Annotated in this window: 21 protein-coding genes and 1 pseudogene; 15 read left to right on the top strand and 7 right to left on the bottom strand. The window is 60.4% G+C overall.

Translation table 11 applies throughout. The features are described from left to right. Nucleotides 1-62: 62 nt before the first annotated feature. Together M0954_RS21160 and M0954_RS21155 are read right to left on the bottom strand one after the other, a co-directional pair. Nucleotides 63-3260 carry a bifunctional diguanylate cyclase/phosphodiesterase gene (locus M0954_RS21160; RefSeq protein WP_297355297.1) on the bottom strand — a complete coding sequence of 1066 codons (3198 nt, stop codon included), beginning with the start codon at nt 3258-3260 and terminating at the stop codon, nt 63-65. A 1326-nt stretch (nt 3261-4586) separates the two neighbouring features. Further along, complete coding sequence (locus M0954_RS21155; RefSeq protein ID WP_208297207.1) at nt 4587-5708, bottom strand: porin; 1122 nt, start codon at nt 5706-5708, stop codon at nt 4587-4589. Between the two features lie 390 nt (nt 5709-6098). Between M0954_RS21155 and M0954_RS21150 the strand changes: the two genes are divergently transcribed. The 6 genes from M0954_RS21150 to M0954_RS21125 all read left to right on the top strand — a co-directional run bounded on the left by M0954_RS21150 (nt 6099) and on the right by M0954_RS21125 (nt 12414). Continuing rightward, the gene (locus M0954_RS21150) at nt 6099-7439 is read left to right on the top strand and encodes an MFS transporter (protein ID WP_123386890.1); all 1341 of its coding nucleotides are present in this window, start codon (nt 6099-6101) and stop codon (nt 7437-7439) included. Nucleotides 7440-7500: 61 nt separating this feature from the next. After that, nucleotides 7501-8718 carry an acyl-CoA dehydrogenase family protein gene (locus M0954_RS21145; protein ID WP_297355296.1) on the top strand — a complete coding sequence of 406 codons (1218 nt, stop codon included), beginning with the start codon at nt 7501-7503 and terminating at the stop codon, nt 8716-8718. 31 nt (nt 8719-8749) lie between these two features. Then, nucleotides 8750-9286, top strand: coding sequence for a 4-hydroxyphenylacetate 3-monooxygenase, reductase component (gene hpaC, locus M0954_RS21140; protein WP_297355340.1), 537 nt, complete (start codon nt 8750-8752; stop codon nt 9284-9286). Between the two features lie 2 nt (nt 9287-9288). Further along, nucleotides 9289-10023: an ethyl tert-butyl ether degradation protein EthD gene (locus M0954_RS21135; RefSeq protein WP_297355294.1), complete on the top strand. Its 735-nt coding sequence runs from the start codon at nt 9289-9291 to the stop codon at nt 10021-10023. Beyond that, on the top strand, nt 10020-10940 hold the full coding sequence (locus M0954_RS21130; protein ID WP_123386887.1) for a LysR family transcriptional regulator: 921 nt from the start codon (nt 10020-10022) through the stop codon (nt 10938-10940). The genes M0954_RS21135 and M0954_RS21130 overlap by 4 nt, the downstream gene beginning before the upstream one ends. Nucleotides 10941-11103: 163 nt before the next feature. Beyond that, the gene (locus M0954_RS21125; protein ID WP_133893705.1) at nt 11104-12414 is read left to right on the top strand and encodes an MFS transporter; all 1311 of its coding nucleotides are present in this window, start codon (nt 11104-11106) and stop codon (nt 12412-12414) included. A 17-nt stretch (nt 12415-12431) separates the two neighbouring features. Here the strand turns inward: M0954_RS21125 and M0954_RS21120 are convergent, their stop codons facing one another. After that, nucleotides 12432-13352, bottom strand: a complete 921-nt coding sequence (locus tag M0954_RS21120) for a LysR family transcriptional regulator (protein WP_122157828.1) — start codon at nt 13350-13352, stop codon at nt 12432-12434. A gap of 169 nt (nt 13353-13521) precedes the next feature. Here M0954_RS21120 and M0954_RS21115 point away from each other — a divergent pair, with 169 nt between their 5' ends. The 6 genes and pseudogenes from M0954_RS21115 to M0954_RS21090 all read left to right on the top strand — a co-directional run. Continuing rightward, a complete protein-coding gene (locus tag M0954_RS21115; RefSeq protein WP_122157827.1) occupies nt 13522-14805 on the top strand; it encodes a Rieske 2Fe-2S domain-containing protein in 1284 nt (427 codons plus the stop codon). Beyond that, entirely contained in the window at nt 14802-15302 is a 501-nt protein-coding gene (locus M0954_RS21110; RefSeq protein WP_297355292.1) for an aromatic-ring-hydroxylating dioxygenase subunit beta, read from the top strand. Before M0954_RS21115 ends, M0954_RS21110 begins: the two co-directional genes overlap by 4 nt. 65 nt (nt 15303-15367) lie before the next feature. Further along, complete coding sequence (locus tag M0954_RS21105) at nt 15368-15754, top strand: tautomerase family protein (protein WP_133893706.1); 387 nt, start codon at nt 15368-15370, stop codon at nt 15752-15754. Nucleotides 15755-15865: 111 nt separating this feature from the next. After that, nucleotides 15866-16399, top strand: coding sequence for a nuclear transport factor 2 family protein (locus tag M0954_RS21100; protein ID WP_133893707.1), 534 nt, complete (start codon nt 15866-15868; stop codon nt 16397-16399). Next, nucleotides 16396-17535 (top strand): amidase, encoded by a 1140-nt coding sequence (locus M0954_RS21095; RefSeq protein WP_122157823.1) that lies wholly within the window; start codon nt 16396-16398, stop codon nt 17533-17535. Before M0954_RS21100 ends, M0954_RS21095 begins: the two co-directional genes overlap by 4 nt. 709 nt (nt 17536-18244) lie before the next feature. Further along, nucleotides 18245-18373 (top strand): annotated as a pseudogene (locus M0954_RS21090) (organic hydroperoxide resistance protein); the annotation flags it as partial. A gap of 150 nt (nt 18374-18523) precedes the next feature. Here M0954_RS21090 and M0954_RS21085 read toward each other — a convergent pair. Together M0954_RS21085 and M0954_RS21080 are read right to left on the bottom strand one after the other, a co-directional pair. Then, a complete protein-coding gene (locus M0954_RS21085; protein ID WP_122157819.1) occupies nt 18524-18895 on the bottom strand; it encodes a hypothetical protein in 372 nt (123 codons plus the stop codon). Between the two features lie 205 nt (nt 18896-19100). Next, nucleotides 19101-19862 carry an SDR family oxidoreductase gene (locus tag M0954_RS21080; RefSeq protein ID WP_133893709.1) on the bottom strand — a complete coding sequence of 254 codons (762 nt, stop codon included), beginning with the start codon at nt 19860-19862 and terminating at the stop codon, nt 19101-19103. A gap of 407 nt (nt 19863-20269) precedes the next feature. Between M0954_RS21080 and M0954_RS21075 the strand changes: the two genes are divergently transcribed. Further along, nucleotides 20270-20866, top strand: a complete 597-nt coding sequence (locus M0954_RS21075; protein WP_123386882.1) for a uracil-DNA glycosylase family protein — start codon at nt 20270-20272, stop codon at nt 20864-20866. Nucleotides 20867-20999: 133 nt separating this feature from the next. Next, the gene (locus M0954_RS21070; protein WP_297355290.1) at nt 21000-21398 is read left to right on the top strand and encodes a hypothetical protein; all 399 of its coding nucleotides are present in this window, start codon (nt 21000-21002) and stop codon (nt 21396-21398) included. Nucleotides 21399-21459: 61 nt separating this feature from the next. On the opposite strand, the gene M0954_RS21065 is transcribed toward M0954_RS21070, so the two are convergent. Both M0954_RS21065 and M0954_RS21060 read right to left on the bottom strand, forming a co-directional pair. Beyond that, the gene (locus tag M0954_RS21065) at nt 21460-21675 is read right to left on the bottom strand and encodes an aldo/keto reductase (RefSeq protein WP_297355288.1); all 216 of its coding nucleotides are present in this window, start codon (nt 21673-21675) and stop codon (nt 21460-21462) included. Between the two features lie 5 nt (nt 21676-21680). Continuing rightward, nucleotides 21681-22547, bottom strand: coding sequence for an NmrA family NAD(P)-binding protein (locus M0954_RS21060; RefSeq protein ID WP_122157815.1), 867 nt, complete (start codon nt 22545-22547; stop codon nt 21681-21683). A 218-nt stretch (nt 22548-22765) separates the two neighbouring features. Here M0954_RS21060 and M0954_RS21055 point away from each other — a divergent pair. After that, nucleotides 22766-23321, top strand: a 556-nt coding sequence (locus M0954_RS21055) for a LysR family transcriptional regulator (protein ID WP_297355286.1), incomplete at its 3' end; no start/stop codon positions are given.

Below are 23321 nucleotides of genomic sequence, written 5' to 3'. Positions count from 1 at the left end.
CAATATGGAAGATTTGGGACTGCCAGCGGCGTGTGCTGCAACGGTCCACGAGACCCTGGTCCTTACGGTCTTCGGGAACCACTCCGATTGACGTCGGAACCCGCAACCGGCTCTTCGTCGACTTCAGCGGCCGTTTTTGTAGAGCCAGTCAAGGGAGTTTTGAATCCGGCCATGTATGTCATCGCATGAACCGCTGGCATGGGTTTCGCGAAGTAGTAGCCTTGCACAAAATCACACCCGAGGTCTACGAGGAAGGACAACTGCGTCGCGGTCTCTACGCCTTCGGCAACCACAGACAGCCCAAGGCTGCGGCCCATGGCGAGAATGGCTGTGATGATCGCCTCGTCCTCGCGGTTGAGACTGATGCCCCGGACAAACGACATGTCGATCTTGAGGCGGTCGGCGTGAAATGATCGCAGGTAAGACAGGCTCGAATAACCCGCGCCAAAATCGTCAATCGCGATGCCCACGCCCAGCTCGCGCAAGTCCGTCAGAACCTCCGTCGCGCCGGGAGCCACCAGCACACTTTCGGTGATTTCCAGTTCCAGTAACCGGGGCGGCAACCCTGCTCCCGCAAGGGCACGCCGGACGACCTGCAGGAAATCGCCCCGCACGATCTGGAGTGGGGAAACGTTGACTGACATGCGCAGCCCCGGCATCGCCTGCTGCCACGTTCTGGCCTGCACACAGGCTTGCTCGAGCACCCATTGTCCGATTGGACCAATCAGCCCGTTCTCCTCCGCAACGGGGATGAAGGATACGGGATTGACCTGCCCCAACTCGGCATCATGCCATCTGATCAGCGCCTCGACGCCAGTGACACGGTTCAACTGTATGTCGACCTGCGGCTGGTAGACAAGGTTGAATCCACCGCTTTCGAACGCAACGCGCATGCGCCGCGACAGTGTCGTGCGCACCTGCGCTGCCTGCGCAAAGCTCGGGTCGAAGCGCTGGATCGCATTGGGCCCCGACGCTTTTGCGCGGTACATGGCGAGGTCCGCGTGCCGGAGGAGGGTTTCGACATCGCGCCCGTCATCGGGAAAGCAGGCGATGCCCAGACTCATCTGCACGTGCACAAGGACATTTTCGAGCGAAACCGGTTCTTTCAGGCACGCGTGTATCAACGACAGCACGCATTTCAAACGACCGTCGGTTTCCGGTCTGGCAACAGCGAGGACAAATTCGTCCCCGCCGTAACGCACCACCAGATCATCGGGCCCAACGCACGTTCGCAGTTCTCGCGCGACATGCTGCAGCAGGCCGTCACCGGCTCGGTGACCGAGCGTGTCATTGACGTCCTTGAAATGGTCGATATCCATAAACAGGATTGCAAAAGCCGCCTCGCCCGGCTGCACATGCCCGACGGCGCGTTCGATCCACTCGCGCAAGACGGCACGATTTGGCAGCGAGGTCAGTGCGTCGCTGCGCGCCTGCATATGCAGCCGGTCTCTCGATTCGACCAGTTCGGTGACGTCGTTCAGCACGCTGATATGGTGTGTAATCGCACCGCTCTCATCGCGCACCGGCGCGATATAGAGCTGATTCCAGAACAGGGAGCCGTCGGCCCGGGTACTGTGCAGCAAAGTGCTGACTTCCCGCTGTGCGGCCAGTTCGTGACCCAGTTGACCAAACCCGGGCCGCGAACGATCGCGTGCCAGCAGGAATGCGCCATCGTGCCCAAGGACGTCTTCGGGCGCATACCCGGTAATCCGTCCGAAAGCGGGATTGGCGTATTCGATAACAGCATCACCCCTGGCGGTCACACGCGTAATAAGTACGGCGTTGACGCTGGCGTCCAGCGCGCGACTTCGCAAACGCAACGCCAGCTCGGCCCTTTTCTGCGACGTGGTGTCCTCGTAGCAGGTCAGCACTCCTGTTACGTTCCCCTGCGCGTCGGACAGTGGCACTTTTGTTATGCACAGCCAGTGCAGACTACCGTCCTGCATTCGAAGGCTTTCTTCCTGCGACACCAGAGGCTCACGCGTTCGCATGACCTGAGCATCGAGATTGATGAGCTGTGCAGACGACTCCTTCCACGGCATGTCGAAGTCGCTCAGGCCAGCGACCTGTTCGACTTCGGTGAAGCCGGCGTCGGCAGCAAACGGTCGGTTACAGCCGACATATCGCAAATCGCGGTCTTTCCAGCAAATGCGGTTCGGCACGCTATTGATGACCGTCTCCAGCATCTGCTTGGCCTGCTGGATTTCCTGCTTTGCCTGCTCGCGCTCGGTCACATCGATGGCAGTGATGAAACAGGCCCCATGGCCACCGTACTGCAGGAAGTGATAGGACATCTGCACGGTGATCACGCTCAGGTCGCGTCGCATATGAAGGCAGGTGTCACTGGCCTCGCTGCCCTGCGCCTCACTGTGGAATTGCTCGATTTTTTCCTCGAACGACACACGCTGAGCGGCCGGAAAAAGCGCCGTGATGCGCATGCCGCTCAAGCCGTCCGCACCATACGCATATTGACGCTGCGCGGCTCCGTTTGCCGCGAGAATGGTGAGTGACCGCACGTCGAAGATCAGCATTGCCACCGGGTGTTTCTCAAAGTATTCCCGAAAGCGTTTTTCGGCCTCGTCGGCAATGATCTTTGCGCGCGAGCGGGCAAGTGAGATCCGGTAATTGGCGGTAAAGCCGTAAGCGAGCAGGCCGCTTGCCAGCACGGCAGTGATGGCAAGCGCAGTACGCTCCATGGCAAGCCGCTGCGCGGCATAGCGTGAATCTGCCCGCGCGCGTGCATCCTCTTGTGCGCGAAGTCGCGCGACTGCCACGGCGATCACGCTAAATGTTTCGTTCGCTGCAAGCAGGGTCGAACTGCTGACCGCCGTGCCATGCGCGCTCACCGCACCGGCGGTCAGTTCGTCCAGTTGTTGCGCCCACTGGGCGCTGGCCTCGCGCATCGTGTCCACCGTCGCGAGCGCGTCAGGCGTTCCCGCAAAGAGCTTCTCGAGGTCATCGTAGCAACGTGCCGCTTCGCCCACCCGTGCTATGGGCCACGCGTAGGAAGCCCAGCGGCTCGTGCCGAGACCCTTCAGAAAATCAGTGTTCGCATCGACATGCAACGCCTGAAGCACATCAAGATCCTGTTTGACGTGGATGACAGCGGCCATGCGGGCATCGGCCCGTTCGCCGGAAGCGAAGATCTGGAAGGCTACCGCCGCGACACCGCCGATGGCGATGACGCTCACCAACACGGTCAGCAACGCGGTGCCATGCCGGAAAAGCCACTGCCGACCCGTGCTGCCTGCCCAGTTCACTGAGGCCCCTCTACTCGTGGCGCGTGTGCAGTAGACGATAATTCACGGGAGCCTAGGACCTGGCCGGAGGCCACCTGCTGCACAAGCGCGCAAATATCGCGGTACGAAGCCATAGCGCCAGCCGGCAGCCTTCGCTCGCGCAATTTGCTGGGAACCGGATTTTCGCTGAAGTTCATGAATCGACCTCTGATGGCTGCCTCTCTTCGTTATCGGCAGTCGGCTATCAAAACTTCAACAACAAGAACATACGGATCGTTTTCCGTCCTGGAGATTTAATCCACGCGCCATGTGATAACTCATATCGCCCCCGTCGCACAAGGCGCACGGGCCCCAATCGGTATAAACCCTGGATGGCAATCGTCTCAGGCACCGGAAGTTCGGACACTCGGGGAGGTAAGCAAGCAAGGCAAGTTGGGGCTGGACCCACCAGCATTGGGAAAATAGCTAACTGCATTGTGAGTTATCACATATGCGACAGCTCGGAATGACTTTAAGATCCGATGTGCTCACTGCCGTGAACTTGAACTTATGCTCCTGAACGGCGTCCCCACTCTTTTCATGCCTGAATCATGTTGAAGATTGGCTTTGAAAAGTTTCGAGCTTGCGCAAGGTTCCACCACATGTTCATAGATCTGGCGTCGAGTCTGTTGAGCACGATGGTGCGGCCCGTACAGTCATCCTTGCGTCGCCGGACAACTGGTCAATCCAGAGATTCGGGTTCCTTGAGGCCACAAGGCTATGCGACGACGTGCGGCCGAGACGCGATTCGAGTATTCGCGGGGTTTGCGTTGGCCTGCCTCTCTGTCCTTGCGCTGGTGCAACTAGAGGGCTGCGCGTCGCTGCCACCGTCGGCGAAAGCGGAAAGTTCCGCGTTGCCCGCAAACGACGCAGATCCCCTGGTGCAACTCGCCAACGCGAGCGCACCTCCCGGACCAGGTTCGAGCTTCAGGCCCATGCCTTTCAGTCGCATTTCCATGGACACCCGGCTAGCACTTGCGAAGCGAGCCGTCCATACCCTGGACCTTCAGTACTACTTGATTCAGAACGACAGCACAGGAAAAACGCTGCTCAGAGCGGTTATCCTTCGAACAGTTCACCGGACCGATGAGCGCATGGTGGCACGTGCTCGGCGCGCCCGAGCTGACCCCCGAGGTTCGCGCAACCATCATCCGAGGCGTCCACGAACAGACTCAATCGCGATCCACGCATGAACTTGCCGCGCATCGCGATGAGATCTTGCTTGGCCTCTTATCCCTTCGGCGAGACGAAGTCTGATGTTGTCATGAGACCGGTGAACCCCAGGCGCGTCGGCTGACCGCCATGGAACTAGAAGCGCTTGCGGATCCCGATCCGCAGCGCTACCTGATTAGGCGAGCTGGACGGTTCGAGCACCGGCGCGAGATCGGCAACCGCACCGCCTCCGGCATGCATGTAGGTTCCGGACAGGTACACATCGGTGGACTTGGAGAGAAAATAGTCCGCGCTCGCATCGAACTCCTGATACCGCGGTTCCTGCCCGGTCGCGGAGACGTTTCCTACCGTATAGCTGTACGCCGCGCCCAACTGCAACGTCGGCGTCACCATGTAGCTGGCCACCACCTCGCCGATATTGAACGTCACATGTCCGTCGATCTTCGCGCCCACCGCGGGGTCGAGACCGCCGAACTGCGTGTGCGTCCAGTCGGCGCTCAACTTCGCCGCACCGAACGTGTACGCAGCGGCAACCCCGAACACCTTGTAGCTGCTGGCGGCGAGTCCATAGTTGCCGTCGACGGTATTGGTGGCTGTCCATACCCCTTCCGTTACTGCGGTGGCCGGATGGTCGATCGAGGTATAGGCGCCCACCAGTTGCAGACTGCCGTTCACGTACTGAAGTGCGAAGGACTTCGCGCTGTCCTGCGCGACATCACCCGCGACGCCGCCGAAGCTGTAGGTCGCCACGCCGGTTAGGCCAGCAATGGTTGGAGAGACGTACTTGACGGCATTGTTCAGGTGAAAGTCGATGCCATTGTTATCCAGATCCCCAGGGTGCGGAAACAGAATGCCACCCGGCAAGAGACCATTTGCCGATAGCGCGCCGATATAGTCGCCGATTTCTTCACCCTGCCGTCCCAACGTCAACGTGCCGTACGTGTCGTTGGTCAGGCCGACATAGGCCAGCCGGCCAAACTCCCGGCCGCCCTGGCTGAATGCGCCGGTATTGACGTTAAAGCCGTTTTCGAGCCGGAAGATCGCTTTCGTGCCGCCCCCGAGGTCTTCCGCGCCCTTGAAACCCCAGCGATTGCCCTGCGAAATGCTGCTCTGCATCTGCAACGCGCTCTTACCTCCCTGGTTACTCGACCAGGTCAAACCGTCGTCGATGATGCCGTAGATCGTCACGCTGCTTTGGGCCCAGGCCCCAGCACTAGAGAATGAGAGTCCAGCCAAAGCGAGGAGCAGCTTCTTCACAATGTTTCCTTATATGATTTATCCAGCTTTCGTTTGCATAACGAATTAATCTGCATTGAGCAGAAGGTTCAGCATTCACCCAGTACGCGCAACGAGGCGTCACTTCGGCATGGCGAAGCCCCACCCCGTGCACCGAAATTTAAGTTGGCATATTCCCGGCATCAAATCAGCCAAAAACAGCGTACCCAATAAGCGTGGCTTATTCGGGCGAAGTTCGGCGAGCGAAGCGCGCCCGACATGAAGCTGGCTCATAGCGCTCATTTTTGTCCCGAATTTGACCGACCCTTTCGCCACGCCTATCGTTCGGCCATGTTTCCCGACGTGTCTCCTCTGCCTGCTGCCCCCGGTCTCCGGCGAGCAGGAACTCCAACTTCGTGTGTGCCCAATACCATGAACTCCGACGCGACAGTGACTCTTGCTTCTCCTTCTCCGGCCCGTCCCATCAACACGGTGCGCCGTGCCGTGACGACTGCCGTGCTCGGACAGGTGCTCGAGTGGTATGACTTTTTTCTGTACGGCACGGCCGCTGCGCTGGTGTTTGGCCACCTGTTTTTCCCGGTCGGAAACGATCCGTTGACAGGCACGATTGCCGCATTCGGCGGCTTTACGGTGGGCTTCATCGCCCGTCCGATCGGTGGTGTACTGTGCGGCCACATTGGCGACCGCTACGGGCGCAAGACGGTCATGATGCTGACCCTGCTGACAATGGGAACCGCGACCGCTTGCATGGGCCTGCTGCCCACCTACCAGCAAGTCGGCCTGGCTGCTCCGGTATTGCTCGTGCTGCTGCGCATCCTTCAAGGCCTTGCAGCGGGCGGCGAATGGAGCGGCAGCATCCTGCTGATTCATGAGAGCGCCCCTGCGTCAAAGCGCGGCGCACTCGCAGCCTGGAGCCCTGGCGGCGCAGCGTTTGGTTTCGTCCTGTCGACGCTCGCGTTCCTCCTCGTCAAGCGCTTGTCGCCCGACGACTTCCAGAGCTGGGGCTGGCGCATGCCGTTTCTTTGCAGTGCGCTGCTCGTGGTGCTCGGCCTGTGGATGCGCCGCTCCGTGCAGGAAAGCGCCGAGTTCGCCGAAGTCAGGGCAACGGGTAAGGAGAGCCGTCTGCCGATTGCGGAAGTGCTGCGCCGTTGCCCCCGCCAGGTGCTGACGGTCTTTGGCCTGCGCTTTGGGGAAGGCGCGGCATCGTATATCTTCTTCGCCTTTTCGATCGCCTACGGTCAGTTCATCGGCTTGAATTCGTCGTGGCTCCTCGGCGGGCTGACGGTCTCCATGCTGCTGATGATTCCGGTCTCGCTATTCACAGGACACCTTACCGACAAGGTGGGCCGAAAGCCCGTCTACCTGGTTGGTGCCATTGCGATCGTTCTGGTCGCTTACCCCTACTTCATGTTGCTGAGCTCCGGCGAATTCGTCAAGGTCATGGCCGCCCTCATTCTCGCCAACAGCATTACGCTCGGCATACTCGAAGGCGCTCAACCCGCCTTCATCAGCGAATTGTTGCCGGTCCATCTGCGCTTCTCGGGACTCGGCATTGGACGTGAGATTTCATCGGTGCTGGGCGCCGGCCTCTCGCCGATGGTTGCCACGGCCCTGCTCGCGCATTACCACAGTGCGACGCCCGTCGCCCTCTATCTCGGCGTGCTTGGGCTGATTACCGTGCTGGCCACCTGTCTCGCGCCCGAGACTTTCCCCAAGGCGCTACGGCTGCAGGCCAGACAGGACGCCCAATGACACCGCAACGGCAGTAGCCCGCAACGCAATTCGTTTCGTCAATACATTCAAGGTATCGAGCATGCAAACCCTCCAAAGCTCAGGCGCATCGACTTATGTCTACAACGCCCAGCCCGGCAGTCCAGCCACTGACTATCCGGAGTACCCAGGCCCGATCAGCCTGGATATCCTGATCGAGGAAATCGAACGCCGCCGGGACGAATTCGATCAGTTGTCCCACATCCCGCGTGACATGGTCGCGAAGATGAAACGCGCGGGTATTTTCCGCGCCAGCACGCCGCGCCGCTTCGGCGGCGACGCACTGCCGCCGCCGCGTTTTCTGGAAACGCTCGAACGCATTGCCATTGCCGATGGATCGACTGCATGGGTGGCGGCATTCGGCTCGGCGAACACCTATCTCGCGGCGCTGCCGCTCGAGACTCAGGCGCACATCTATGCGAGTGGGCCAGATCAGGTGTTTGCCGGTGGCCTCTATCCACTTCAGAAAGCCGCACAGGCTCCGCACGGCTACCTGGTCAGCGGGCAGTGGCGTTTCGCCAGCGGTTGCAAGGGCGCGGACTGGATCGGGGTGGGCATCGGCGGCGTCCCGGCCAACACGGGCGAAGCGGGCGCCGGGAAACCATTCACAGCCGTTTTCCCGGCGAGCGAGGTCGAGATCGTCGAAAACTGGAACGTGGTCGGCATGCAGGGCACCGGCAGCCACGATCTGCGCTTGCAGAACAAGTTCGTCGACGCCCAATGGACCTTCGTGCGCGGCGGCGCGGCCCTCATCGACGAGCCGCTCTATCGATACCCCGCTATCGCGTATCAGGCCCAGGTGCACGCTGCGGTCAACATCGGGCTGGCGCGCGCCGCGCTTGATCTGCTTGCGCAAATGTCCGGCGTCACGCAGACCACCACCGGCGCACCGCGGCTGGCGGACCGGGCCTATTACCGCTCGGGTCTCGCGAAGGCGGAGGCCAACTGGCGCAGCGCGCGGGCTTTCTTCTTCGAATCCGCGGAAGCCGCGTGGCACACGATTCTGGCGGGCGATCCCGTGACGCCGGCTCAGGCAAACCTCTTGCGGCTCAGCGCAACGCACGCGGCGCAGGTTGGCGCAGAGGTCGTGATGCAGGCGTATCAGATGGCCGGCATTGCAGCGATCTACCGCGAGAACCGCCTGCAGCGGCTGGTGCGCGATTCAATCGTAGTGACACAGCACGCGTTTCTTGGCGAGGGCACCTACGATGCATCGGGTGCGCTGTTCGTCGGCATTCCGCCCGTCACGCCCTATCCGTGATGCGGAGCCCCTTATGACCGAGGACAACACCATGACGAGCGACGACACCCGGCGCCAGTTCCGTGACGCAATGGCGTATCTGCCGGCAGCGGTCAACATCATCACGACGGACGGCCCGCATGGACGCTGCGGCATCACTGCCAGCGCGGTCTGCTCGGTGACGGATGCACCGCCCACCATGCTGGTGTGCATCAACCAGACCAGCTACGTGCACGACCTGCTGCGGCAAAACCGCATTGTCTGCATCAATGTGCTGGCCGCGGAATGCCAGGAGCTTGCACGCACGTTTGCCGGCCTGACAGGCTGCTCGATGGACGAACGCTTCGAACATTGCGGGTGGACCGCTGGCTCCTCTGCCGTGCCGGTGCTGTCGGACGCCATCGCGAGGCTCGAAGGGCGGATTGTCGACAGCAAGGCGGTAGGCTCGCACTCGGTCCTGTTCGTACGCATCGATCACATTTCGATGCGAGAGGACGGCGACGGCCTGATCTATTTCGGACGGCAGTTCCACCGGCTTGAGCGGCCCGGCGTGGCGACGCCTTCGGGCAGCGCCGCCACGGCGAGGTAAGCATGGACGTCTGCCTCTTTCTGATCGGCACGGTCGGCGACATGCCTGATGTGGCGCCCACAATCGACGCTGCGTCCCTGCATGCCGCCACCCATGCGATGGATGGCCTGAGGCGTCTCGTGATCCATCGTCCGGTGGAACCCGCACGAGGCGATCCTCTGTTGAGCGCGCCTGAGAAGCACCCGCACTCCGTCCTGCAGTGGTATTTCGACGACCTTGGCGCGCTGGAGATGGCGCTTGAACGCGACGGCCGTATACAGGCTGCCCTCGACATTTCGGGTGCGTCCTCACATCAGAGCCTGTTCGCGCAGCAGGTCATGGCTGTGCGGACCTTTGCCACACCTGCGGGTGCAGGTGTACCGCAACAACCCGCTGAACGATGCACGTATCTCGTCAGCTACGAAGGCGAAGCTGTCGATTTCAACGCCTGGCTCACGCACTACCTCATTCACCATCCGCCGCTCATGGCCGAGCTTCCGGGCATCCGCGAACTGGAGATCTACACGCGGGTCGACTACCGCAGCGGGCTCGCCTTGCCGCGCGCCACGGCAATGCAGCGCAACAAGGTGGTATTCGACGATCCACTCGCCCTGTCGGCCGCCTTGGCCTCTCCGGTCCGCGCCCGCATGAAGCTCGACTTCGATCGCTTTCCGCCGTATAGCGGGAGCACCCCGCATTACCCGATGCGTAGCATTTACGGTAATCTGCGCGAGGAGCCAAGCTATCGAAGGTCATGACCAAATCAAACCCGGGCGATACCGATCTGAATCTGCTGCGCGTGTTCATGGCCATCTGGGATCTGCGCAGCCTGACTGCTGCGGGAGACCGCCTGGGCCTGACGCAACCGGCCGTCAGCCATGCGCTGCGCAGGCTCCGCACGCTGTTCGACGATCCGTTGTTCGTCCGTACGCCTACCGGCATGGCCCCCACGGACGCGGCCGCCCACCTGTATCCGCCACTCGCCCAGGCATTCGGGATCATCAACGTCGCGGTGCAGCAGCTCACGAAATTCGACCCGGCGACGGCCGAGCGGGTTTTTCGCGTATCGATGTCCGATATGTCGGAGTTCTATTTTCTGCCGCCGATCCTCGCCATGCTAGAAGGCACGGCGCGCGGCATCCGGATCGAAGTCACCAATTTCCCGGTCGAATCGGTGACCGCTGCCATGCGTAGCGGCAAGGTCGATCTTGCGCTGGGTTATGTGCCGGGACTCGATCCCGGCTGCGTCAGCAAGACGCTATTCGTCGACGAGCACGTTTGCGTCGTGCGAGCCGGCCATCCTTTGCAAACGCCGGCACCCACCAAAGAAGACCTCGCCGGTCTGCGTTACGTGTATGCCAGCACTAACGCGACCGGTCACAGAATGGTCGAGCAATGGCTGGAGGAATTGAATCTCAAGCGCGATGTCGTGTTGCGCTTGCCGCATTTCGTCGTGGCGCCTGAAATCGTCAGGCACACCGATCTTGCGGTGATTTTCCCACGCAGCATCGCCCTGCGCTTCAACCAGAACGGGGCGTTCCGGATTCTGCCCTTGCCGTTCGCGCTTCCGCCCATCGAGATTCAGGTGCACTCGCATGCGCAGTTCTCGGCCGACCCGGGCATCGCGTGGCTGCGCGAAGCGATCTACGGAATGTTTCATCAGGCCGGCTTTTAGAACCCGCTTCCAGAACACACTTGCCGCACTGCTCATTTGCTGCACTGATACCCAACTCCATTTTCGGCGAATTTGACGCACCGAAATGGCGCGTCGAAACTGTTTGCCATGCGAAGCCCTCTCGATGAGGTCGCGACGCCCGACTCTTTCCTCCCGAGCTAACATGGCATCCGTGCAACCATCCACCCCCTCAATCGCAACTGCGGCGTCCAATAGCACGACCCTTAGGCGGATCGTCGTCGCCTCTGTCGCGGGCAATGCGATGGAGTGGTACGACTTCTTCGTCTACGGAACCGCTGCGGCGCTCGTCTTCGGGCAACTGTTCTTTCCCGCCAATGCCGACCCGCTAATCGGCACGCTAGGCGCATTCGCCGCATTCGCCATCGGCTTCGTCGCAAGACCGCTCGGCGGCATCGTGTTCGGCCACATCGGCGACCGCCACGGTCGCAAGGCGTCGCTCGTGTGGACCTTGCTGATCATGGGTGTCGCGACCTTCGGGATCGGGCTATTGCCGACCTATGCCCAGGCTGGACTGTGGTCGCCCGCCGCGCTCGTTGCACTGCGCCTGCTGCAAGGCGTGGCATCCGGTGGCGAATGGGGCGGCGGCGTGCTGATGATCAGCGAAAATGCACCGCCGGAAAAGCGCGGCTACTACGCTGCGTGGAGTCAACTGGGCGTGGGCGGCGGTTTCGTTCTGTCTTCCGGCGCCTTTCTCGCGGCGCAGGCGCTACCCCACGCACAGTTCCTCGCCTGGGGTTGGCGCTTGCCGTTCCTCGCGAGTGTCCTGATCTTTGCGCTCGGCGTCTATATCCGCTACAACCTGCCGGAAAGCCGCGAGTTCGAAAACGCCGAGCATGCCGGCAGGACATCGCATATGCCGGTGCTGGAAGCAATCAAACGGCATCCTAAGGAAATCCTGATAGCGATGGGTCTGCGCGTAGCGGAAAACGGCGGCGCGTATATTTTCCTCGCGTTCTCACTGGTCTACGGCAAGTTCGCCGGCATCGCCAGTTCGACCATGCTCACGGCCGTCATGCTGGCCATGGTCGTCGAAATGGGCGCCATGCTGCTATGGGGCAAGCTCTCGGACAAGCTGGGACGCAAGCCCGTCTACCTGATCGGCGCCGTATCGCTCATGGTGATGGCATTTCCGTTTTTCTGGCTGCTGAACACTCGTTCCACGCCCCTGATCTACCTGGCACTCGTGCTCGGCACGGCGGTCTGCCACGGCGCGATGATCGGCACCCTGCCTGCGCTCGTTGGCGAGCTGTTCAGCACCGAGGTGCGTTATTCCGGCGTTGCACTTGGGCACGAAGTGGCATCAATTTTTGCGGGCGGCATGTCTCCGCTGATTGCCGTTGCGCTACTTTCGCACTACCACGCGTACTGGCCCGTTTCGCTCTTTCTCATGCTGCTCGGGCTCGTGACCGTCGTCACGCTGCGCTTCACGCACGAGACGCGCGCCTCAACGTAGTGCACGGCCTCGTTCCTTTACAACTGGTCGAATTTCCGTACCGACTCGACCAGCAGGTTTCTCATCCACACAATGCCGTCCTCGTCGTGAAAGTGCTCGTGCCAATGCATCGTCACCGAGGCCGCCGGCAAGCGGACCGGTAAATCGTAGATCTGAAATGCCTTAGCCTTGTTCAGGATTTGCGCGAGACGCTTTGGCAGCGTCGCGTAAAGATCCGTCACCATCAGGATGTTCGGCAACGCGACGAAGTGCGGCAATTCAAGCGCGATATTCCGACCGACGCCCTGCGCCCGCAGCGCGTCGTCCAAAGCGTGGTGACTATGCTCGAGAGAGCGCACCTGGATGTGCGATGCGCCAAGAAAATTCTCGAGGTCAAGCTTCTTGCCCGTAGGCAAGCCGCGGCGGCGCCGCGTCATACATACGTATTCCTCTTCAAACAGCAACTGGTGGCGCGTGCGCGCCATCAGTTCGGGAAGATTGCCGATGGCAAAGTCCAGCTTGCTGGAACGCAGCGCATCTTCCATTTCCTCCACGGGCATCGGTTGCACAATGAGCCGGGTACGCGGTGCCTGTTCGTGCAATGCCTTGCAGATCACGGGCAGATAGGCCATTTCGCCCGCATCGGATAGCGATAGCCGAAACGTGCGCGTGCTCACCGCCGGATCGAATGACTCGGCGTAGCGCAGCGCCTCGCGCACGGTGTCAAGCGCACGGCCCACGATCGTCGCGAGTTCCAGTGCGATAGGCGTGGGCTGCATGCCCGAGCGGGTGCGAATAAAAAGTTGATCGTCGAATAGTGTACGCAGGCGGCCAAGCGCATAGCTCACAGCGGGCTGCGAAAGCGCAAGGCGTTCCCCCGCCTTGGTCAGACTGCGCTCTTCCACGATGGCTTGAAAAACCCGCAGGAGGTTGAGATCGATATGGTCAAGCGAAGTCATGGGGCTACCTATTATTTGCGTCACTTATTCGGCAACTCATTTTAGATCGATTTGACCGATATTGGCTACACGCCGAAACTAGTGAAAACGCTAGCGCAAAGCGCATTGCGCGTGCCCTGGCCTCGATACAACTTCAAAGAAACTCTACCGTGACAACCCAGAGACACCGATGAGCGACACTCTCTATCAAACCATCAACACCGACGCCCTGCATCGTCGCGCACTGCCCGACCGCATTGCACCGTCCCTGTACTACGATCCAGCGCTCTTCGAAGCGGAACTCGAGCGCATTTTCTACAAGACGTGGATCTGGGTCGCGCACGAAAGCGAGCTGCCGAATTCCGGAGATTTCCGCACCACGACGATTGGGCGTCAACCCGTCATCGTGGTACGCGACAAGAGCGGTGCGGTGAACGTTTTGCAAAACCGCTGCCGCCATCGTGGCGCCACCGTCTGCGAGGAACACAAGGGCAACGCAAAAGGCTTTACGTGCCCCTATCACAGCTGGTCGTATGCGCTCGACGGTACGTTGCGCGCTCTGCCCTATGGCGACGGCTACGAAGGTGTCTGCGAGAAAAACGACCTGCCGCTGAAATCGCTGCGTGTGGGGATCTATCAAGGACTGATCTTCGCGAGCTTCAACGAGGAGATCGAGCCGCTGGAAGACTTTCTCGGCGGCGCCAAGCCGTGGATCGATCTGTTCATGAAGCAGGGCGCCGGCTATCCGATCAAGGCGAACGGTGAGCATAAGTTCAGGTTCAAGGGCAACTGGAAAATCCAGCTGGAAAACACCACTGACCTCTATCACTTCCCGGTCGTCCACAAGTCGTGGATGAAATCGATCGACGATGAAACAGCCGCCGTGATCACCAGTTTCATGACAAGCGACGACGCCTTCTGCCGCTCGCTCGGCAATGGCCATAGCCTTGCGGTGCTCGTACCGGAGCTGGTCGATCTCGACCACGACGACGGTGCGCCGCTGCCCGAGCGTTTCAACGACCTCGTCACGAAGCTGGCCGAGCGTCACTCGCCCGATGAAGTCCGGCGCATCGTGCGCTCGCTGATGGGGGTCGGCTTCAATCTGAATCTGTTTCCGAATCTGGCGTTATCGATGGCATTCTTCCGCGTACTGCGGCCGCTGTCTGCCGAGGAAACGGAAATCCGCCACGTCGCGCTCGCGATGGACGGCGGACCCGATGAAGCGAACCGCGTGCGCCTGCGCATTCACGAACACTTTCAGGGTCCCTTCGGGTTCGGCAGCCCCGACGATGCGGAAGCGTGGGAGCGCGTGCAGCGCGGCTCGCACGCCGGGCCCGATGTGCCGATCCTGGTGAACCGCGGGCTCAACCGCGAGACCACCGCGGCAAACGGCGAAAAGACCGCACATGCCACCGACGAGACGGGCATGCGCGAAGCGTACAGGCAGTGGCGTGCAATGATGGAGCAGGCATGATGGATGAGCGCAACACCCTTTTCTCGCAGCAAACCTTCGCGCGGGCAGTTGAGTTCATCTGGCGCGAAGCTGAGATGCTCGACCGCCGCGACTATCGCGCGTGGCTCGATCTATGGGATACCTCAGGTTTCTATGTAGTGCCGATCGATCCCAGCGCGACCGACTACGCGGCCTCGTTGAACTACGCCTATGACGATCAGGACATGCGCGAAAAACGCGTGCAACGGATGACGTCGGGCTATTCCGCGTCGGCCTCCGATGCCGCACGAACCGTGCGCACCGTGTCTCGCTTCACGCTTGAAAGCGCTGCCTCGGAAGTGGTCGAAGTGAAATCAGCGCAGGTGATCATTGCCTACAAACGTGGCGTCACGACGATCTTTGCAGCTGACCTCTCGCACACGGTCAGTTTTGCGAGTGGCGAGCCACGCCTTGTTGAAAAAGTCATTCGCCTGATCGATTCGACCGAAGCGCTCAGTGCGATCGGCTTCCTGCTTTGATTGCTCGATGAAAATGCATCGGCCGTAAGCGAACGGACGATGCACATAACCGGTATTTCTCTCTCATGCCTACACTCGAAGTCTATTTGGCCGCGGGTCACAGCGAAGCCAGCAAAGCGACATTGATTCATGGGATGACGCAAGCGACTGTCCGCGCGATCGGTGCGCCCGCCGATTCGGTGCGTGTGCTGCTCAGCGAGTTGCCTGCGACGCACTTTGGTATTGCCGGCAAGAGTGCAGCCAATGGCGCGGCGCCGTCGCTACCGGTCATCGTCGCGATCCTGATTGCCGGTCGCACCGATGCGCAAAAGCAGGCGCTGATCTCTGCGCTCTCGGCGACCGGCGCTACGGTACTGGATGTCCCCATCGAAGCGACGCGCGTCATCATCAAGGACATCCCCAACACTGACTTCGGCATTGGTGGTCAGACGGCACGGGCGCTGGGGCGCTGAAAGCCGACGGGGTGTACACCTGCCAACCTGTGGCGCTACGCCAGGATAAAAGCATGTGTTGGTCAGGCGTTAGTCATACCGTCTGCAATGAATGCGCAGGAGTGAAGCGACATGACACAAACTGAAAACCCTCAAAAGCAGAGCACGCTCGAGGGACTCCAGGCGCGCATCGAGGCACTCGAAGCCGAACGCGCGGTGCGCAAGACAATCTCGCGGTATATGGCGCTGTGCGATGTACCTTCAGCCGCCTGCAACGGTGAGTCTCTGGCGGCGCTATTCGCCGATGACGCAATCTGGGAAGGCATCGGTTCGCAATACGCGCGGAAATTCGGCCGCCTGGAAGGACGCGCAGAAATCGTCGCAATGCTGCAGCGCTATCTTCCGCCGACGCCGCACTTCACTACCAATGTGCACTTCCTGACGGCGGAAACAATCGAGGTCGCGGGCTCGTCGGCCAAGGGGCGCTGGGTGATGCTTCAGGCGTCCGGCTACGTCGATGCTCAAGCGCAATTGATCTCGGCGCGCCTCGAAGTCGACTTCTCGCCCGCACCTGACGGCAACCAGTGGCTCATCCAGCATTTTCGCACCGAGCGTCTGTTCGACGCGCCCTGGCACGTCAACCCTCGAAACGACATGACATCATGACCACCTTTATCAGCCAGTTTTCCTTACGTTCCAACGAATCCGCGAGCGCGCCGACGATAGCGATCAAGGACACAATCGACATTGCTGGCCACCCGACCACCGCGGGAAGCCGGGCGCTCGCCGACTCCCCACCTGCGGCACGCCACGCCGATGTGGTGCAAAACGTGCTCGATGCGGGTTGGCATATTGTCGGCAAGGCGAACATGCATGAACTGGCGTTCGGCATGACAGGTATCAACGATTTCACTGGCACACCGCGCAATCCGCAAGACCCAGCGCGTATTCCAGGTGGCTCGTCGAGTGGCTCGGCGTCGGCGGTTGGCCTCAAACTCGTAGACGCGGCACTCGGCACCGACACCGGCGGCTCTATCCGCGGACCCGCGGCGTGTTGTGGGGTGATTGGCTTCAAGCCGACGTTCGGGCGCGTGTCGCGTGTCGGCGTCGCACCTGCCGAATCATCGCTCGACTGCGTTGGCCCCTTCGCCCGCGACATGCGAACGCTCATCGCTGCGATGGCGGGGATCGGCCCAGCATTCGATATCGGCGCCGCGAGCGATCGGTGTAAAGGAATCAACATCGCATGCGTGTCAGTCGAGGCCGAGGCCGACATACTCGAGGCGGTGCAGAACGCGGTCGATCGGGTGGGGGGCAATACGCGGTCTATCGAGCTTCACCTTCTTCAAGAAGCGTTCGACGCAGGACTCGCGGTGATCAATGCGGAAACCTCGCGCGCTTTCGGGCATCTGGCGGGAGCCGGTCGACTCGGCGCTGATCTCGAAGCGCGTTTGCGCCTCGCAGCCACGACGACGGCCGCGCAGTTGGAGGCAGCGGAGCAGGTGCGGCGCCGGTTCACGGCGGCAGTCGACCACGCTCTCGCCGACGTGGACGTGCTTGTTATGCCCACCTTGCCCACTCTGCCCATTACAGTTGACGCTGCACGCAACGGTACGTCGGTTATCGCCATGTCGTCGCTGATTCGCCCATTCAATCTGAGTGGTCATCCGGCGCTTAGCATGCCGATATCTGTTGCCGGCTCATCGCTGAAAGCAGGCTTGCAGATCATCGGGCGCAAGGGTGCCGACGAACGGGTATGTGCTGTTGCGGCGTGCTTTGAGGCTGCGCTGGGAAGTGATTGAATGCAGATGGCGTTCGAGGTCGCGCTCGTCCAACTCTTTGCGACATGGCAGTCACCCGAGACCGTCCGCGTACAGCCCCTTACGCCAGGAGATGGTGATGCTGTTGGATGAACTGTTCTGGCGTCGTCAGCGGCTGACCAACGATTTCAGCCGCGCTGCTGTCGACCCTGACCTCTCCTTCTTCACAGGGACCCAACCTACCGACGTTTGCGGCGAAGTTCGCGCCCCGCGTATACGGCAAAAAAAAGGCCAACGAGCGTGGCCGCTACGGCCAAGGATTCATCTTGCCGTCCGCTGTCGATCGACCGCGTCGCATAAAACCAGAGGCCCATTCCGATCGCCGTCATGAGCAGGCCAAAGATAAGCCCCCACACCGGTCCCGCCGTATCAGAGCTATCTAATCTGTGAGACATTTTCATCGCTATACTTCCCCGCCCCGAGCTTTCCTGATTGCCGCATCCTGCGAGTTCCGCATTCGCACGGTCTGAAGGTAGCGTACGCGGTCAAAAAAACGCCATCAACAATCTAAATAATCATCCGGACGAATGCCATCACCTGGTATCCGCGCAACCGCTCGTCAAGCACGGCGCGGCCGCCGGCGATCAGCCCGAATCGATCTTGTATCTGGACACAGCGCCTTGTAACGCGCGGAATTCTGCACGTCGATGGCGGTCAGAATACTGGGCACTGAACTATCATCGGAGTATTCGAGTTGAAGATCTCGTTGCCGGGCATGTCGCGCGAAGCGGCTCAGGATCTTATCAACTGGGCCCATATTGGGTGCCCCTACTCGAATGCAACTCGCAACAACATCGACCTGACACTGACGCTCGTCTAAGCCGTCAAGCGGTTCGATCCATTGCAGGTCACTGTGATCGGTGACTTGCAGACCGTCTACTCGGTTTGGAGCGTTGAAAATCGCGTCTCCGGTGCCTGAATACAGGAGCCGAATAAAATTTCGACTCTTCCGGGCGAAAGCCGCGCTGTGTCAACGGCGCTTCATCTTGAGCACGCGAGAAATCTGACCCAGCGTAAAGCCACTGTTCTTGACGTACTTTTCGTAGTCAAGCGGCGCGGTAAGCGATTCCTCAGTGACGTAGTCGCCCATATAACGAAAGCGGTCGGACGCGGTTCGCACAAAGACAGGTACGGGGTCGGTCTGTCGCGCAAGCGTTCGACCGGCCGCGCGTGAGGCCGCACTGCTGTCGCAAACAATGACGTCCGGGGCGTAGGGATTCAGATCCTGGCGCAATCGTGCGGCGACTACCTTGCCGCCCTTGACAGGCAAAAAAGCCTGCTTGCACCCACCCGTCACCCTGTGAATGTCTTCCCGGGAATATTCTTTTCCGATTTCAAACATGCTCTCACTCCTGACAATAACGCCTGACTGAGGTCCAGTAGCGTCAAGCGGAGCGATGATATCGGTCTCTACCTAAATCCCTTGTAAAGAGTGTGAGTGCCTTGGTAAAGGACGTATACAGTCCCGGACGAAAAGCTCGGCATACGTGCCGGCCGCGCGCGAATGGTACGACATGGTTATGGTGGACGCCGGCACCAGCAGTTGCTCACTTGCCGCCAGTGACATCGAGGAACGTGCCGGTGATGAAGGAAGCCTCGGCGCTTGCTAGCCATAGGATCGCCCGCGCAACCTCTTCAGGCTGACCGCCTCTTCCCATGGGGATCGAGTCTTTGACGCGATCTACCCGTCCCGGCTCTCCACCGCTAGCATGCATGCCAGTGTAGATGTGCCCAGGGCGAATGCAGTTGACGCGTATCCCATCCCGCGCGACTTCTTTTGCGAAACCGGTAGTGAATGTCTCAACGGCGCCCTTCGATGCAGCGTAGTCGACATATTCGTTGGGACTGCCAAGCCGGGCCGATGCCGATGAGATGTTGATCACAGCGCCGCCTCGCCCGTTGTGACGCCAGGACATCCGCTTCACCGCTTGCTGTGCACAGAGGATAGGGCCGATCGCGTTGACCGCAAAGATACGTTGCATCCGCTCGAATTCAAGGTCCTCTAGCCGCGACTGCCGAGCAATTATCGCGGCGTTATTCACCAGCACATCGATCCGGCCGAACTCCCGGTCGATAGCCGCGAATAGCTGAGCGACCTGTTCTGGATCCGCACTATCCGCGCGCACAGGTAAGGCCCGGCGCCCCATCGCTTCTACGTCGCCCGCCACCGCAAGGGCGGCTGATTCGTCGGAGACAAAGCTGATCGCCACATCGTAGCCCTGTGCGGCAGCAAGACGCGCAGTCGCCGCGCCGACCCCACGACCTCCACCCGTTATCAGAATTAGCGGCGCCTGCGGGACGGTATCCATTTAGCGAACCTTCATGTGGTGGTGGGGTAACAAGTCAGGGCTGGGACCGACTGAATGCTGGCTGCTCATTGGCTGACTTGGCCGATCTACCTCAACGCAGACAGGCACCAGAATAGCCAACGTGCGATGCGAAGGCAAAGCAGATTAAATGCCGGTCCGAGTTAGAAAAACTCTTTCGATGAGGAGCACGCTGCCATCCGCGCGAGGATTGACGATCTATGGCCTCACATTATGATCTGCCATGACGCAAGCCCTCGCAGTTGCGCCTACGATAACTGCTACACGCATCGACAGCGAGCGGCCTATGATGGGTTGCCAACTCGTCGCAATTCTTCGATTCCTCGCCCTTTCGGTCAGCGGCCGGTTGTTCTCCATCGCTACTGCTGCAAACACTGCGAACGGTTCCTATGAAGCGAATCCCTCTGAATGTGCTGTTGCACGAAATCCGCGCCTGCACGATCTGCGCGCCCGTGCTGCCGCACGCCCCCCGCCCGATAGTCGCGGCATCCGAAAGCGCGCGGGTTCTGATCATCGGCCAGGCGCCGGGCGCGCGAGTGCATGCGTCAGGCGTTCCGTGGAGCGATGCAAGCGGTGCCCGCCTGCGCACGTGGCTCGACCTCGACGATGCGACCTTTTACGACGACACGAAAGTTGCGCTTGTGCCGATGGGCTTCTGCTTCCCAGGGCGCGGCGCAAGTGGCGACTTGCCACCACGGCCCGAGTGCGCCGCACACTGGCACCAGGATCTGTTGGCACAGATGCGCTCGGTCCAACTCACCTTGCTGATCGGCCAATATGCACAGCGCTTTGGACTCGGCGAAGCATGCGGAGCAACATTGACCGATACGCTCCTGCGATGGAGAGACTTCAGCCCAAAAATCATTCCGTTGCCTCATCCGTCACCGCGCAACATTGCGTGGTTCAAGCGCAATCCGTGGTTCGAAGCCGACGTGTTGCCGACACTGCGTGAGCGTGTCGCGCAGGCGTTGTCTGCTTCTGCGTAGCGGTACGCGGTGGGTCACTGCCGCCACGAGTCGAGGCGCGAGACACTGCCGTAATTTCCAGCTAAGTTTCGACGATCAATCTGTGCACGGTACTAGATATCGCAACATTTCAAGCCTAACGCACGGGACGATCATGAAGCTTAGATGGACAGCCATTTTTCTCGCGCTAATCGCGAGCGCACTGATTTCCGGATGCGCCACGCCGGTCGAACGAGCCAACGAGAAAGACGACCTGCTTGCAGCAGCGGGCTTTCATATCGTTCCAGTGACAACCGACCAGCAGCGTTTGCAGCTGAATACGCTGCCACCGAATCGCGTGGTGCAGAAGGTAAAGGACGGAAAAGCCGTCTTTCTCTACGCAGACCCTTATGCATGTGGCTGCCTGTATATCGGCGATGAAAACGCCTGGGATAACTACAAGCGGGAACAGCTACAGCAACATTTCCTCGACCAGGAACGCATGAGCGCCGAGATGAATGAAAATGCGGCGTGGAACTGGAGCAGGTGGGGTCCGGGCTGGTGGGCCTACTAATCGAGCCGCTGCCCTGAACGTTCTGAATCGCGAAAACTGATCGAGAGCAGAACGAACTGAATCAGCCCACTACTCGATCCACCTGATTGCTGACGACGCGGGTCCGGTGCGTACGGGCGGTTATTCCCTGTCCACGTTTCAAATCGCCAGCGCTCAAGTTACACACACCGATGTGTCTCACCTTTCCCTTCGTGACAAGATCGTCCAGCGCTCGCAGCGTTTCTTCGAGCGGAAAGCACCCGGTGACACGGCATCCTGTTCGCGTCGCCGGGCGCACCCGCTTTAACCCGCCTGCGAGACGAGGCTTCGCACGACGGTTTCCAGTTCCACTTCGCCCTTGACGATGTCGACTTCCTCGCCTTCGAAGGCGATCCAGCCTTCATTGAATCCGTCGAGCATGCGTATACGCGGCAACGGTTCCTTCATGCCTTGGGACCGGAACAGTGCGTCCCATGTTTCGCGCAGCACCACTTCCGCACGAACCGGACGACCAAGCACCTTCGCAAATGCCTCGGCCAGATCGTTCGGACTCGCACGTTGCGGCCCCTCCAGTTCAACGACACGCACGCCGTGCCAGGTTTGTTGAAGCAGTTGTGCGGCAACGCGACCGACGTCTGCGGTTGCGACCATCGGCACAGCCTTGTCGAGCGGTTGCAGAAAGCTGGCGATCATCCCTTCGTCACGGGCCGGCGCAACGTCCCATGCGGCGTTTTCCATGAACCAGCCTGGGCGCAGGAATGTCACGGGCATCGGTAAGTCGCGAAGCGCCTGCTCCATCAGCGTACGTTGCGTGAGCAGATTGGTCTCTGTGGCCTGCGCGCCGATCGTCGACAGGCAGACCACCTTGCCGGGTGCCGCGGACTCAAGCGCACCGCGCACGGCGTCAATGACAGCACGTGCCTCAGGAAAGCCCGGCAACGGATCGAACTCGGACGGCGGCAGAATGAAGACCCCTTGCGCGCCCTCGAACGCGGCGGTAAGGGAAGCCTCGTCGTCCATGCTGGCTGTCACCACTTCACACCCTTGCTCAGCCCACGACCGTGCCCGGGCGGCATCGCGTACAACCGCGCGTACCGGTTGGCCCGCTGCGAGTAACGTGCGCGCCACCGCACCGCCGACCTTTCCTGTTATCCCTGTGATTGCATACATTGCAGTTTCTCCTTGCATAGATAGTCGCGGCAGGGAAGTTGAACGGTCATCTCGTGCTCCCTGGAAATTGGAATGAAGTGAGGTTGAAACGTACTGTTGGGGTGCATTGTGGGCAAATTCGATAAGAAACTGAATGACATGAATGGCACTTGTGAAATGACGGATAGTCACTAATGAGTCATAGTGCAGTTTTTGACGCACTGTGCAGGGTCAGCCCAATGACATCGCCCAGCGAAAATCTCTCCAGCGGTATCAGCGTATTTGCTGCCGTCGTCGACGCGAAGACGTTCGCAGCTGCGTCCGAATTGATGGGCATGTCACCGCCCGGGGTTAGCCGGGCAATCGCCCGGCTCGAAAAGCGGTTGAAAATACGGCTCTTCAATCGGACGACCCGCGCCGTTTCCCTCACCGAAGAGGGCCGACGGTTCTATGAGCAGGTCATGCCGCACCTAAAAGGAATGGAAGAAGCGGCCACAGCCGCGGCAGGAGGCGTCGCGACAGTACGCGGAAAGCTGCGAATCAACCTTGATCCGGCCTTTTTGCGAATCGCTCTGAGCCCGAAGCTCGACGAATTCATGGATGCGCATCCTGAACTTGAACTCGAGTTCATTGCGAGAGATCAGCTCGGCGACCTCATCATGGACGGCTTCGATCTGGCCTTGCGATTTGGCGAACCGCGCTCATCCAGTCTGATTGCGCGAAAGCTTCTGGACACCGCAGTTGTCACCGTCGCAGCACCCTCCTACCTCACTCGCCGGGGGCGGCCAGCGGAGC

The organism is Paraburkholderia sp. (genome assembly GCF_026225065.1).
Classification (GTDB): domain Bacteria; phylum Pseudomonadota; class Gammaproteobacteria; order Burkholderiales; family Burkholderiaceae; genus Paraburkholderia.
The sequence above is the reverse complement of the archived record's forward strand: the minus strand, read 5'-3'. Positions and strand labels throughout refer to the sequence as shown.